Origin of the sequence: Sphingomonas sp. AOB5, from assembly GCF_029433115.1 — a bacterium.
GTDB lineage: Bacteria > Pseudomonadota > Alphaproteobacteria > Sphingomonadales > Sphingomonadaceae > Sphingomonas.
Genome location: NZ_JARNTV010000043.1, coordinates 1 through 13,388 on the forward strand (window position 1 = coordinate 1; position 13,388 = coordinate 13,388).

Sequence of the window (13,388 nt, forward strand, 5' to 3'; positions counted from 1 at the left end):
CCGCCATCGCCGCCTTGCTGTTCCGCCAGCTGCCCGACAGCGGCCGGACGATCGCCCTGCTTGCCGCCGCCGCGATGGCCGGATCGGGCGTGGCGCTCAGCCTCGCCCGCGGCACTCAGCCATTGGCCACGCGCAGCACCGGATAGTCATTATGCTCGCTCTCGGGCTGGCCGCCGAGCTGCTCGATCAGCCAGTCGCGGAAGATGCTGACATGCTCCGCATTTCGCCGCTCGCGTGAGACGGTGAGGTAATAGCCCCGGTCGCGGCGCAGCACAGTGTCGAACGGCGCGACCAGCTGGCCATTGGCGATCTCGTTCGCGAAATAGGCCTTCTGCACCATCGCCAGCCCCACGCCCGCGATCGCCGCCTGATTGGCCACGCTCAGTTCGTCGAACACCAGATTGTCGTGCGGCACAAGCTCCGGATGACCCGCCGCCGCCAGCCAGTCGGCCCAGTCGTGCCGGCGGCCGTCATAATGGAGCAGGATCTGCTTCTGCAGTTCCTCGAAATCCATCCGCTCGCTGCCCTCGGCCAGCAACTTGGGGCTGCACACCGGGCGAAGTTCCTCGCGGAACAACAGGGTCGAGTCGAAGCCCTGCCAATGGCCATGGCCATAGCGCAGCCGCACATCGACCTGATCGCGGTTGAAATCGGTCGAGTCGGTCGCCGAGATCAGCCGCACCTTGATGTTGGGATGCTTCAGCTGGAAGTCCGGCAGGCGCGGGATCAGGAAGCCGATCATGAAGCTGGTATAGGTCCATACCGTCAGCACATGCGCCGCCTTGGATCCTTGAAACTCGTCGGTCGCATCGGCCAGCTGGCTGAAGATATCGGTCAGCTTGTGCGCCAGGATGCGGCTCTTCGGCGTCAGCTCCAGGCCATTGCCCAGCCGCTTGAACAGCGGCACGCCGAAATAATCCTCCAGCGTCTTCACTGCGCGGCTGATCGCGCCCTGCGTCACGCAAAGCTCATCGGCGGCGACGGTGAAGCTCATATGGCGCGCGGCCACTTCGAAGGCGCGCAGCGGGTTCAGCGGGCCGGTGCGACGGACGCCTCGCCTGACGATGGACATTCTCTCATCCTCTCATGGCTATATTTTGTTTGGACGGCTCTTTAGCACCGATCTATACGACTATCCAGCATATATCCCGTCATTTGGAACAACCGTGGCGGATCGGACACAGTCGCCATGACGCGAAGTCATGGGTGCGAGGGGATCGGAATGAGGCGTCTCGAAGGCCGGGTGGCGATGGTGACGGGCGGCGCGAACGGCATCGGCCGTGGGTGCGCGCTGCGGCTGGCCGAGGAAGGCGCCGCGCTGGCGGTGGTGGACCGCGAAGCCGATACGCTGGAAGCGCTGACCGCCGAGGTCGAGGCGCTGGGCGGCACGATCTTCACCCGCGCCGCGGATTGCACCAGCCCCGATGCGGCGCGCGCGTTCGTCGCCGATGCCGAGACGCATTTCGGCAAGATCGACGTTCTGGTGAACAATGTCGGCCAGGGCGCGCGCGAACGGAAATCGAGCTTCCTCGATTCCGACGAGGAGGTCTGGCGCTTCGTGCTGGAGATCAACCTGCTCACCACGATGCGTTTCTCGCGCCATGTCGCGCCGGGCATGGTCGGGCGCAAGCACGGCCGGATCATCAACATGGCGTCCGAGGCGTTCCTGACCGGTCCGGTCGGCAGCCATGATTATGCCGCGGCCAAGGGCGGGATCGTCGGTTTCACCCGCTCGGTCGCGCGCGAACTGGCGCCCAACGGCGTGACGGTGAACGCCCTCCTGCCCGGCCCGATCATGACCCGCGCGCTATCGACCAGCAACGATCCGGTGGTGCACGAAACGATGAAGAGCGTGCCCGTAGGGTTCGTCGGCGAGCCCGAGGATATCGCGGCGATGGCGGCGCTGCTGGCCAGCGACGAAGGCCGCTTCATCACCGGGCAGAGCATCGTCGTGAACGGCGGGCGGTGGTGGGTCTGACATGATGCTGCTCGAACATGACGCAAAGGAATTGCTCGCCGAACTCGGCTTGCCGGTTCCGCAGGGCACGCTCGTCCGCAAGGGCGACACGCTGCCGCTGGTGACACAGGGCGTGGTCAAGGCACAGGTGCCGGTCGGCGGCCGCGGCAAGGCCGGCGGGATCAGGCTGGTCCGCGATCGCGTGGCGTTGCGCGAAGGCGTCGATGCGGTGCTCGGCATGAGCATCAAGGGCCATGCGGTGCAGGCCGTGCGGATCGAGGGTCTCATCGATTTCGTCAGCGAGGCCTATCTCAGCTTCACCCTCGACGCCGCGCAGGCGATGGTCACCGTGATGATGTCCCCGCATGGCGGCATCGAGGTGGAAGACGAAAGTACGCGCGAAGACCTCGCGACCGAAAGCGTCGCGCTGGATCCGGACGCCATCCGCGCCGCAGTCGAACGCCTCTCGGCCCGCATGCCCGAAGCGCTGCGCAAACCGATGCGCGAGGCAGGTGAAAAGCTGATCCCCGCCTTTTTCGAACACGAAGCGATGCTGCTCGAGATCAACCCGCTGTTCGTCCGAGCGGACGGCAGTTGGGCAATCGGCGACACCAAGCTGGCGATCGACGAAAATGCCCTGGCCCGCCGCCCGCGCCTCGTCTCGCTGATCGAAACCAACGCAGATCTCTACCGCGAGGCCGCACTCAAGCTCGCCCAGGGCTTCGACTATGTTGAGCTGGACCCGCAGGGCGATATCGGCCTCATCACCACCGGCGCCGGCCTGTCGATGCAGCTGATCGACGAGCTGGTCGCCCGCGGCCGCTCGCCCTTCAATTTCTGCGATATCCGCACCGGGCAGTTCAAGGGCGACCCCGCCCGGCTGATCCAGGTGATGCAGTGGATCGCGGCGGGACCGAACATCAAATCGGTGCTGATCAACTTCTTCGCCGGCCACACCAATCTGGGCGAGATCGCGCGCCTGCTGATCCTCGCGCTCGACGCCGTACCGGAACTGAAGGCGCCGATCACCGCACGCTTCATCGGCAACGGGCTGGAGGAAGCGCGCGAGATCATCGCCGCGGCGGGCGATCCCATCGCGATCGAGACCGATCTGGAACGCGCCATCGATCTCGCCATCGCCCGTGCGGAGCCGGCTCATGTCTGACACCTTCCTCGCCCCCGATGCCAGGGTCATCGTCCAAGGCATGACCGGCCGTTCGGGCCGCACCCATACGCTGGGCATGCGCGCCTATGGCACCAACATCGTCGGCGGCGTTTCGCCACGCGACGAGGATGTTGGCGGCCTGCCGGTCTTCCGCAATTGCGCCGACGCGGTTGCCGCGACCGGCGCGGTCGCCAGCGTCGCCATCGTGCCCCCGCTCGCGGTGCTGCCCGCGATCCTCGAGGCGATCGAAGCGGGAATCAAAACGGTGGTCACCATCACCGAGGGCATGCCGATCCACGACGCGGTCCGCGCGAAGCACGCGGTGGCCGAAGCCAACGCGCGCTGGATCGGCGCCTCTACGCCGGGGATCGCCTATCCGGGGCGGATGAAGATGGGCTTCCTGCCCAACGTCTCGCTCTCGCCCGGTCGCCTCGGCGTGATGGCCAAGAGCGGTACGCTTTCCTACGAGGTCAATCACCGGCTGGTGCAGCGCGGCCTCGGCCAGAGCCTGTGGGTCGGCGTGGGTGGCGATCCGGTGAAGGGCACCCGCTTCGCCGACATGCTCCCGCACTTCGCGGCGGATCCGGACACCGATGTGCTGGTGATCGTCGGCGAGATCGGCGGCAACGAGGAAGAGGAGCTCGCCGCCGCGATAATCGCGCAGCGCTTCGCCAAGCCAGTCTATGCGCTGGTCGCGGGGCAAGCCGCACGCGAAGGCGTGACCATGGGACATGCCGGCGCGCTGATCCACGGCAATGTCGGCACGGTAGAAAGCAAGACCACTGCGCTGACCGGTGCGGGCGCGAAGGTATTCGGCCGCATCCAGGATCTCGTCGACGCAGTCGCGGCGTGAGCGGACCGGCGATCCTCTGCGAGATCGCCGACGGCCTCTGCACACTGACGCTCAACCGGCCGGACAAGCTGAACGCGCTCGATCTCACCGCGCTGAAGCTGCTCGACGCGCACCTCGATACGCTGGATGATTCCATCGGCTGTATCGTCCTGCGTGGCGCGGGACGCAGCTTCTGCGCCGGGCATGACCTTGGCGAGATCAGCGAGGGCCAAGGCGAGGATACCAAGCCCATCGAAAGCGGCATCGTCGCGCGGCTCGCGAGCCTCGACTATCCGGTGATCGCCGCGGTGCAAGGCCATTGCCTGACCGGTGGCCTCGAACTCGCATTGGCCGCCGACATCATCGTCGCCGCGGAATCCGCCCGCTTCGCCGACACCCACAGCCGTTTCGATCTGGTGCCGGTGTGGGGCGCCTCGCAACGCCTGCCGCGCCGTATCGGCCGGGCGATGGCGCTGGAAATGCTCTACACCGGCCGCACCGTCTCCGGCGAGGAAGCCGCGCGGATCGGCCTGGCCAACCAGTGCGTGCCAGATGCCGATCTCGACGCGACTGCCGCCGGACTGGCCGCCCGTATCCTCGCCAACGCCCCGCGCGCCAATCGCGCGATCAAGCGACTCGTGCTGGAAACCGACGGGATGAACGAAGCCCAAGGCGCCGCATATGAACTGACGCACACTGCCGGACGCGGCCCTGAATTTGCCGAACGCGTGGCGCGCTGGAAGCGTCGCTAAACAAACCCCGGCACAAGGCCGGGGTGACGAAGGGTCTTATTCTTCCGGAATCAGCAATATCTTCGACGATTGCCCCGACTTTGCCAGCGCGAACGCTTCCTGAGCATCGGCCAGCTTCATCCGGTGCGAGATCAACGGCGCAAAGGCCTGCGGGTCCGCGGCCAGCAGCTTGATGACTTCGGGCCACACGGCCGGCGGAATGCGCGATGCGCCGCGGATCTCCAGCCGGTTGCGCACCACCAGCCCGATATTCACCGCCGCATTCGGCTCGCCCATCCCGGCAAGCGACAACACCCCCTTGGGCCGCAGCACCGCCAGCGCCTGATCGACCACGCTACCGACCCCGGCGGCCTCGACCGCGAGGTCGAACCCCCGGCCAGCCAGCGCCTTCAGCCGGTCCATCGCGCCTTCTTCGCTGGCATCGAACAGCTGCTCGATCCCCAGTTCGCGCAACGTGTCGAACCGCACCGCGTCGCGAAAGCCGACCACCGCGACCTGCGACCCCATCTGCTTCGCCAGTACCGCGACGCCCTGTCCGATCGGGCCGGGGCCGAACACCACCACCCGGTCGCCCGGATTGTACCCGGCCACATTCAGAGCATGCAGCCCGACGCTGAGCGGTTCGACCAGCGCGCCAAGCTCGAGCGGCACATGATCGGGCAGATGATAGGCATAGCGCGCATCGACATTGACGGCGCCCGCGAACGCCCCGTCGAGCACCATCCCGAACGGCCGCCGGTCGAGACAGCCCACCGCATCGCCCTCGACGCACGCCGCACATTCGCCGCACGCGATCGCCGGGTTCACGACCACCGCATCGCCGATCGCAAAGGCCTGAACGCCTTCGCCCAGCGCGGTCACCCGGCCCACCGTCTCATGGCCCAACGTCACCGGCAGCGCGGGATTCATCATCGCCGCATAGCCCGGATTCCATTTCTGTATGCCCAGATCGGTGCCGCAAATGCCGGTCGCGGCGATCTTCAGCGCGATCTCGCCCGGGCCGGGCGCGGGCGGGCGCGGCACGTCGCGCAACTCCAGCCCCTCGCCGTCATGGGTCTTCTGCAACGCCAGCATCGCGCCTCTCCTTGCCGACAAAGCTATCATCGGCGCGCCATCAACGAACAGATTTTATCTCATGCCGACATGATGGCGGTGCTGCGCGCGATGAAGCCGGTCACCATCGGCCGCGCCTCCCCCTCGCGCACCACCGCCGCGATGGTCGAGCGGATCGGCGATTCGAGCCGGCGATAGACGATGCCGGGCAGCTGGAGGTTCTCCACGCTCTCCGGCAGGATCGTAACCCCCATCCCCGATCCCACCATAGAGATCGCGGTCTGCCACCCCGGCACCTGCTGCACCCCGCGCGGCACGAACCCGGCCTCTGCGCACAGGCCGAACACGCGGCCGACCGTCTGGGATTCGCTGCTGCTGGGGAAGAGGATGAACGGGTCACCGGCAAGATCGGCCAGGGTGAAGGGACCGCTGGCATGGGCATGTCCGGTCGGCAGCACCGCGACATAGGATTCATTGTGCAGCACGGTCGCGACCACCCCCGGTGCCGGAGTCGGATCGCGCATGATCGCAACGTCGATCTGCCCCATCCGCAGCGCCTCGACCAACGGCGCAGGCATCAGCTCGATCAGGTCGATCTCGATCCTCGGATGCTCGGCGCGGAACACGGGGATCGTCCGCGGCAACAGGCGCAGCGCGGTGGTGGGCGTGAAGCCGACCCCCAATCGCCCCGCCGCGCCGCTCGCAACGTCGCGCGCGCGCTCGACTCCGGCGGAAAGCTGCTGGAGGATCGCGCGCGCCGTCTCCGCGAACGCCTCCCCCGCTGGCGTCAACGAAACGTTGCGCGTGTCGCGGTCGAGCAGCCGGTGGCCGATCGCTTCCTCGATCCGCTTGATCTGTTGGCTGAGTGGCGGCTGCGCGATCCCGAGCCGTACCGCCGCCCGCCCGAAATGCAGTTCCTCAGCCACCACGAGGAACGCGTACAGGTGACGTAGTTCGATATGGGGAGGTCGCACTTCAGATCAATGCGATCGGCCGGATCGGCGACCCCGTCCCGCCCTTGATCCGCAGCGGCAGCGCGCAGAACATGAACTCGCTGACCCCGGTCGCCGCCAGCGCATCGAGCCGCATATTCTCCATGATGTTGATCCCGCGCTTCACCATCAGCTCGACATGAGCAGGCATCGCCGAGGGACGCTTGTCGTACGCGAAGGTATCGGCCCCGGTGACGCGGATGCCCTGATCGCCCAGCCATGCCGCGGCCTCGCCGTCCGGTCCGGGCGAGCCTTGCTGCACGCCGACATAGAAACGATGATCGGTCCAGTAACGCTCCCACCCGCTTCGGATCAGCACCGCGTCGCCCGGTCGGATCGCGACCTGCTGGCGATCCAGCGCGGCTTTCAGGTGATCCACGGTCACGTCGAACGCCGGTGCAAGGCTCTCCACGCCCAGCAGCGCGGGCAGATCGATCAGCACCCCGCGCAGGAACAGCGGCTCCACCGTCTCGATCCCATGCTCGGTATAGCCGTCGCGCCGCGTCGCCACCTCGTCGGAATCGCGTTCGGGATAGACCATGCCGCAGCACGCGATGTGGTTCAGCGCGTCGATATGGGTGCCGTTATGGCTGCCCATGGTGAACATGTCGCTCGACGCCGAAACGTCGCTGCCGCCGATCCGCGCATCGTTGTGCAGCTTGGTCAGGCGGAACATGAAGGGCGGGTGATTGGGGCTGTTGGGGATATCCTCGTGCAGCACATGGCCGAGTTCGACGATCTCGCCACGCGTCACGATCCGGCGGAAATCCGCGAGCCAGGGGGCAATCTTCTCCATGGTGCCAGCGTTTCACGACGGCCCCCTCGCGCAAACGCAAATTAAGTCATGCTGCGCGGAAAAGAACTGGCGGTCACGCCGATCCGGGCGGCGCTAGGATCGCGCCATGGAAGCACCAGTCTGGTTCATCACCGGTGCCGCGAGCGGCTTCGGGCACGAGATCGCAGTCGAAGCCCTGCGGCGCGGCGGCCGCGTCGTGGCCACTGCGCGCGACCCATCGAAGATCGCCATCTCCGGCGAGAATGTCCTCACCCTTCCCCTCGACGTACGCGACCGGGACGCCATCGCTGCAGCCGTGCGCGCAGCCGAGGCACGGTTCGGCAGCGTGGATGTGCTGGTCAACAATGCCGGCTACGGCCTGATCGCCGCAGTCGAGGAAGCGACGCAGGACGAGATCGACGCGCTGATCGGCACGCACTTCACCGGCACGCTCGACCTGATCCGTGCGGTGCTGCCCGGCATGCGCTCGCGGCGGCGGGGGTATATCCTCAACTTCTCGTCGATCGCGGGGTTCACCGGCGGGGCGGGCACCGCACTCTATGCCGCGGCCAAGCATGGCGTGGAGGGCCTGTCCGAGGGACTGGCCAAGGAAGTTGCGCCGCTGGGGATCAAGGTGAGCATCGTCGAGCCCGGGCCATTCCAGACCCAGTTCTTCACCAGCTCGCGCAAGATGGGCGAGCGGCGCATGCCCGATTACGACGCCACCGCCGGCGCCTATCGCGACCGCGCGTCAAAACCCGATCCCTGGCTGCCCGGCGATCCGGCACGCGGCGCGGCGGCCGTCTGCGATCTGGTCGAAATGGCCGAACCGCCAATGCGGCTGCTGCTCGGCAAGTTCGCCCATGATATCGCGCTGGCCAGCTATAGCGCGCGGATCGCCGAGGCCGAGCGCTTCCGCGACCTGACCCTCGGCGCCGACAAGCCCGAAGCCGAGGGGCGTCCATGGCCCTGAGCGGCCTGAAACTCCCCGCCATCGCCGCGCCGATGTTCATGGTGTCGTGCCCCGATCTGGTGGTCGAGGCATGCCGCGCGGGCCTGCTCGGTAGCTTCCCCGCGCTCAACTGCCGCGACGCCGAGGGCTATGCCGCATGGCTGGTCGAGATCCGCGCGCGGCTGGACGGCGAGCCTTTCGCCGTGAACCTGTCGCTGCGCAAGGGTTCGCCGCGACTGGAGGCAGACCTTGCTGCGACGGTCGCGGCCAAAGTGCCGGTCGTGCTCACCTCGCTCGGCATCTCGCGCGATCTGGTGGCGCGGATCCATGACTATGGCGGCATCGTGCTGCACGATGTGACCACTGTCCGACACGCCGAGAAGGCAGCCGAGGCAGGCGTCGACGGCCTCATCCTCGTCTGCGCCGGAGCAGGCGGACATGGCGGCGCGCTCAATCCCTTCGCCTTCCTCGGCGAGGTGCGCAGCTGGTTCAGCGGCACCCTCGCGCTGGCCGGCGCGATCTCCACCGGCCGCGATATCGCCGCGGCCCGGGTGATGGGCGCGGACATGGTCTCCATCGGAACCCGCTTCATCGCCACGCGCGAAGCCAATGCGCCCGATGCGTACAAGGCGATGATCCTCGCCGCCCACGCCGCCGACATCGCCTACACGGCGGCGCCCACCGGTGTGCCTGCCAGCTTCCTGCGCCCCAGCCTTGCCGAATGGGGCGTCGACCCCGAAGCCTCCGATCACCCTACGCTCGACACTGCCACCCGCACGCTTCGCCACGCCGGACGCGAGGGCAAGGTGTGGCGCGACCTCTGGTCCGCCGGACAGGGATCGGGCGCGATCCGCGACATTCCCACCACCGCCGAGCTGTGCGCTCGCCTCATCGCCGAGTACCGCGCGGTCATCCCCGCATGAGATAAGGTGGCTTTGGCGCCGCGCGCGCCGATGGCAGTTTCCCGCCATGGAGAGGGAACCCCCAGCAAGCCGGGCACGCGCCTGGTATGTCGTCGCGCTGTTGTTCGGCGTCTACGTCATGAACATGGCCGACCGCCAGATCGTCGGCATCCTGGCACAGGACATCAAGCGCGACCTCGCGCTGACCGACGCCCAGCTGGGCTTTCTCGGCGGCCCCGCCATCGGCTTCTTCTACGCGATCCTCGGCATCCCGATGGCCTATGCGGCGGATCGCATCCATCGCGTGCGCTTCATCGCCGGATGCATCGCGGTGTGGAGCTTCTTCACGATCCTCGGCGGCCGGGTGAACGGCTTCGTCCAGCTTGCCCTCACCCGCGTCGGCGTCTCCATTGCCGAAGCTGGCGGATCGCCCTCCTCGGTGTCGCTGATCGCCGACCTGTTTCCGGCCGAGCGGCGCGGCACCGCGATGGCGGTGTGGACCTCGGCCTCGACCGTGGCGATCTTCGTCGGTTTCGCGGTGGGCGGCGTGGTCAACGAGACGCTGGGCTGGCGCAACACCTTCCTCGCCGCGGGCATTCCCGGCCTGATCCTCGCGGTGATCCTGGTCGCCACGGTCCGCGAACCCGTGCGCGGTGCAGCCGATGCGGTCGCCGCGCCCAAGGCCGAGCTGGGCCTGTTCGCCACCTTCGCCAAGCTCTGGGCAATCAAGCCATTCCGCCAGATGGTCTTCGCCGTTTCTGCCTGCAATTTCTGCGTGTTCGCGGTGCTCAACTGGGCACCTGCCCATGCCATGCGCAGCTTCGATCTGGGCAGCGGCGCGGTGGGCGGCGTGATGGGTACCGGCATCGCCCTGGCCGGCGGCACGATGATGGTGCTCACCGGCATGGTCACCGACTGGCTGACCAAGGGCGGGCTGCACCGCGCGGTTCTGCTCGTCGCGGCGATGATGCTGGTCTCGGCCAGCGCGTTCGTCGCGGCGTTCATGGCCAGCGATTTCACCACCTTCTCGATCTTCTTCCTGATCGGATATGCCGCGCTGATGACCAATCCGCCGGTCAGCTGGGTGATCCTCCAGAAATACAGCCCGCCGGAAATGCGCGCGATGGCGACTGCGGTGCTGCTGCTGGTGATCGCGCTCACCGCGATGGTACCCGCGCCCTGGATCATCGGCCGCGTCAGCGACTTGCTGAATCCGGCCTATGGCGTCGCGAGTCTGGGCTACGCGCTGCTGCTTGCGCCGGCTGCGGTGCTGCTCGCCGCCCTGCTCTGGGCACGAACGGCAGCGACGATCAAGGGCACGACCATGTCCGAATCCGGTCTCAATCCGCAGCAAATCGGTATTTGACCAGACACATCATCCGGGCGATTTTCCGGATAACAGATCAAGTCGGGAGAGTATGTCATGGCCACCGCAGCCGCCCATCCGGTCACCGAATCCGTCGTGACCCCAGCGGAAGTCGAAGCGTTCCAGCGCGACGGCTTCGTCGTGCCAAAGCAGGGCCTCGATTCCGATAGCACGAAGTTCCTGGTGGAGTCGGTCGAGCAGGTCTTCGCCGACAATCCCGACTGGCAGAGCATCATCCGCATGCCGCACGTGCCGATCCGCGAGGGTCAGGAAGAAGGCGTGATCGGCGCGGAGAAACTGTTCGAGATCGCGATCCACCCGACGATCATCGCCGCCGCGCGCGAGCTGATCGGGCCGAACCTGATCATGTGGGGCGGCGAGATCTTCGCCAAGCCCGCCGGCACCGGCAAGGGCACGCCCTGGCACCAGGACTGCTACAATCCCGCGGTCAAGGCCGGCCCCGGTCGCAGCCATGCGCACAGCGTGATGATCTGGATCGCGGTCGACGATGTCGCGGCCGACAATGGCTGCCTGCGCTACGTGCCGGGTTCGGGCAAGAACGGCCAGATCGAGCATATCATCGATGCGAACCGCACCGACGGCATCCTCAACTTCGAAGTCGATAAGCAAGGCGTGGATTTCAGCACTGCGGTAAATGCCGAGCTGAAGCCGGGCCATTTCTCGTGCCATGACGTGTTCGTGGTGCACGGCGCCAACGCGAACACCTCGGGCCGCCGCCGCGCGGGCCTGACCTTCCACTATATGGACGCCGCCGACCTGTACGACCGTAGCTTCGGGCTGGCCAAGGCCGCCGGCGAAGGCCGCAAGCCCGCCCCGCTGGCCACCCGCCCGATCTGGCTGGTGCTGGGCGAGAACCAGAATCCGGAGAACGACTTTGTGACCGGGCACCAGAATCTGGAGGATCTGGATGCGCTGGCCGAAGCCAACCGGCTTCGGTTGAACAAGCTGCTGCTGTAAATCCTCACCCTCCGGGAGGATTAATCAGCCGGTCGTCCGCTCCAGATCCAGCACGATCTCGTCCGCCGGAATATGGGCGAAGGGCGAATCATAGCTCGCGGGCGCCTGCGCGATCTCGCTTTCCAGCGCGTCGCGTATCTCGATCCAGTCGCGCTTCGAGCTGTTGTCCGGCGCGCTGATCGCGATCGAGGCCAGCACTTCCCCGGCCGGATTGCGCACCGGCACCGCTGCGCCCAGATCGGTCCGCGCGAAGCCCGCATTCTGCGTCGCCGCGACATCGGCGTCCCAACTACCCGCCAGCTTCTGCCGCGCGGCAAAGGCGCGATAGTCTTCGCGCTCCGCATCGGAGAGGAACGCCAATATCCCCAACCCCGCGGCATTGGCATGCAGCGGCGTCACTTCGCCCAGCCGGTCGCGATGATAGATGTCGTGGCTGCCATAGATGCCGGCGAGCCGCAGCCCGTACCAGCCCAGCCGCACCGTCAGCGACGCGGTCTCCCCGGTCCGCTCGGCCAGCACGCGCAAATGCGGGCGGCTGGCGGCATGCAGCTTGAACCGGTGGACCAGCCCGCGGTTCAGCAACTGCGGCATCTGGCCCAGGATATAGCGCGGCATGTTACGGTCGCGGGCCAGATAGCCCGATTCCTCCAGCGTGATCAGCGCGCGATAGACGGTCGAGGCGGGCAGCCCCAGCCGCCGGCTGATCTCCGAAACGCCAAGCGGCTCGTCGGTCCGCGCGACCAAGCGCAGCACTTCGAACACATGGGTAGCGGACGAGTTGATCGCGGTGCGGGCCATCAGTGCAGCTCCGATCCGGCATCGTCGGCGGGAAACAGGCGCGATCGCTGGTTCAATTCCGCGACGAGGTCCTGCAGCTCGGGCATCTGCCGCTCGAGCTGCGCCTCGAACCGCTCACGCGGGCCGCCGACCGAGATGCTGCCGTGCAGCCGCCCGTCGATATCATGGACCGGGAAGGCGACCGACACCATCTGCGGCGGCGTGGCGCGGGCAACGCGAGCATAGCCCTGTGCGCGAATCCGCTCGATCTCGGCCAGCACCTGAGAGTCGCCCGGATCGTGCCGCGCGAGATAATCCGCCACCGCAGCATCGCCGTCCCCCGCCAGCAGCACCCGGCCGGTCGCCGGTCCCCACAGGCTGAACAGGGTACCGATGCGGATGCGATAGACGCCATGCTTGCGCGTCTCGACCCCGTCGATCAGCACGCAATAATCGCCCGCGCGCACCACCAGCCCGATCGATTCGCCGGTGATCGCATGCATCTGCTGCACATAGGGCTGGCACAGGCTGCGGAAATCGGGATCGACCAGCAACGGGTTCTGAAGCTCGAGCACGCGATAGCCGAGCTGGTAGCGCGATCCGTCTTTCTCACGCACCACATAACCCTGCTCCACCAGCGTGGTCAGCGCGCGATAGGTCATGTTCTTGGTCATGCCGAGCGCCTGCGCCAGCTCGGTCACGCCATAGCCGGGCACGTCCGACGCGAAGCTCGACAGCACCTCCAGCACGCGGACGGTTGCCTTGTTGAGTTCGCGCTCCCCCGACGCGGTCTCACGGATCGATGCTGCCATTTCACGGCTCTAGGGCATCGCGTTTTGCTGCGCAATTTTCCGCGCAATGAACAATGCTGCGCCCGGAATGAGATT

General features: G+C 66.9%; 14 protein-coding genes. 8 read left to right on the top strand and 6 right to left on the bottom strand.

What is annotated here, in order from left to right; genetic code table 11:
- Positions 1-115 precede the first annotated feature (115 nt).
- Complete coding sequence (gene gcvA / locus P1X14_RS15720) at positions 116-1,072, bottom strand: transcriptional regulator GcvA (RefSeq protein ID WP_277316344.1); 957 nt, start codon at positions 1,070-1,072, stop codon at positions 116-118.
- A 150-nt stretch (positions 1,073-1,222) separates the two neighbouring features.
- Between gcvA and P1X14_RS15725 the strand changes: the two genes are divergently transcribed.
- The 4 genes from P1X14_RS15725 to P1X14_RS15740 are packed head-to-tail and all read left to right on the top strand — an operon-like array spanning position 1,223 to position 4,706.
- Positions 1,223-1,978: an SDR family NAD(P)-dependent oxidoreductase gene (locus tag P1X14_RS15725; protein WP_277316345.1), complete on the top strand. Its 756-nt coding sequence runs from the start codon at positions 1,223-1,225 to the stop codon at positions 1,976-1,978.
- 1 nt (position 1,979) lies between these two features.
- The gene (locus P1X14_RS15730; protein ID WP_277316346.1) at positions 1,980-3,122 is read left to right on the top strand and encodes an ATP-grasp domain-containing protein; all 1,143 of its coding nucleotides are present in this window, start codon (positions 1,980-1,982) and stop codon (positions 3,120-3,122) included.
- Positions 3,115-3,975 (top strand): succinate--CoA ligase subunit alpha, encoded by an 861-nt coding sequence (locus P1X14_RS15735; RefSeq protein ID WP_277316347.1) that lies wholly within the window; start codon positions 3,115-3,117, stop codon positions 3,973-3,975. Before P1X14_RS15730 ends, P1X14_RS15735 begins: the two co-directional genes overlap by 8 nt.
- Positions 3,972-4,706, top strand: a complete 735-nt coding sequence (locus P1X14_RS15740; RefSeq protein WP_277316348.1) for an enoyl-CoA hydratase/isomerase family protein — start codon at positions 3,972-3,974, stop codon at positions 4,704-4,706. The genes P1X14_RS15735 and P1X14_RS15740 overlap by 4 nt, the downstream gene beginning before the upstream one ends.
- 36 nt (positions 4,707-4,742) lie before the next feature.
- On the opposite strand, the gene P1X14_RS15745 is transcribed toward P1X14_RS15740, so the two are convergent.
- From P1X14_RS15745 to P1X14_RS15755, 3 genes are read right to left on the bottom strand one after another with little or no spacing between them, the layout of a single operon-like run.
- Complete coding sequence (locus P1X14_RS15745) at positions 4,743-5,780, bottom strand: alcohol dehydrogenase catalytic domain-containing protein (protein ID WP_277316349.1); 1,038 nt, start codon at positions 5,778-5,780, stop codon at positions 4,743-4,745.
- 59 nt (positions 5,781-5,839) lie between these two features.
- Entirely contained in the window at positions 5,840-6,733 is an 894-nt protein-coding gene (locus tag P1X14_RS15750) for a LysR substrate-binding domain-containing protein (RefSeq protein WP_277316351.1), read from the bottom strand.
- Between the two features lies 1 nt (position 6,734).
- Entirely contained in the window at positions 6,735-7,547 is an 813-nt protein-coding gene (locus P1X14_RS15755) for a cyclase family protein (protein ID WP_277316352.1), read from the bottom strand.
- A 106-nt stretch (positions 7,548-7,653) separates the two neighbouring features.
- Between P1X14_RS15755 and P1X14_RS15760 the strand changes: the two genes are divergently transcribed.
- From P1X14_RS15760 to P1X14_RS15775, 4 genes are read left to right on the top strand one after another with little or no spacing between them, the layout of a single operon-like run.
- Positions 7,654-8,499, top strand: a complete 846-nt coding sequence (locus P1X14_RS15760) for an SDR family NAD(P)-dependent oxidoreductase (protein ID WP_277316353.1) — start codon at positions 7,654-7,656, stop codon at positions 8,497-8,499.
- Positions 8,490-9,401 carry a nitronate monooxygenase family protein gene (locus P1X14_RS15765; protein ID WP_277316354.1) on the top strand — a complete coding sequence of 304 codons (912 nt, stop codon included), beginning with the start codon at positions 8,490-8,492 and terminating at the stop codon, positions 9,399-9,401. Before P1X14_RS15760 ends, P1X14_RS15765 begins: the two co-directional genes overlap by 10 nt.
- Positions 9,402-9,447: 46 nt before the next feature.
- The gene (locus P1X14_RS15770; protein ID WP_277316355.1) at positions 9,448-10,746 is read left to right on the top strand and encodes an MFS transporter; all 1,299 of its coding nucleotides are present in this window, start codon (positions 9,448-9,450) and stop codon (positions 10,744-10,746) included.
- Between the two features lie 57 nt (positions 10,747-10,803).
- Positions 10,804-11,724 carry a phytanoyl-CoA dioxygenase family protein gene (locus tag P1X14_RS15775; protein ID WP_277316356.1) on the top strand — a complete coding sequence of 307 codons (921 nt, stop codon included), beginning with the start codon at positions 10,804-10,806 and terminating at the stop codon, positions 11,722-11,724.
- 24 nt (positions 11,725-11,748) lie between these two features.
- Here the strand turns inward: P1X14_RS15775 and P1X14_RS15780 are convergent, their stop codons facing one another.
- Together P1X14_RS15780 and P1X14_RS15785 are read right to left on the bottom strand one after the other, a co-directional pair.
- Entirely contained in the window at positions 11,749-12,522 is a 774-nt protein-coding gene (locus tag P1X14_RS15780; RefSeq protein ID WP_277316357.1) for a helix-turn-helix domain-containing protein, read from the bottom strand.
- On the bottom strand, positions 12,522-13,313 hold the full coding sequence (locus tag P1X14_RS15785) for an IclR family transcriptional regulator (protein WP_277316358.1): 792 nt from the start codon (positions 13,311-13,313) through the stop codon (positions 12,522-12,524). Before P1X14_RS15785 ends, P1X14_RS15780 begins: the two co-directional genes overlap by 1 nt.
- Positions 13,314-13,388 lie beyond the last annotated feature (75 nt).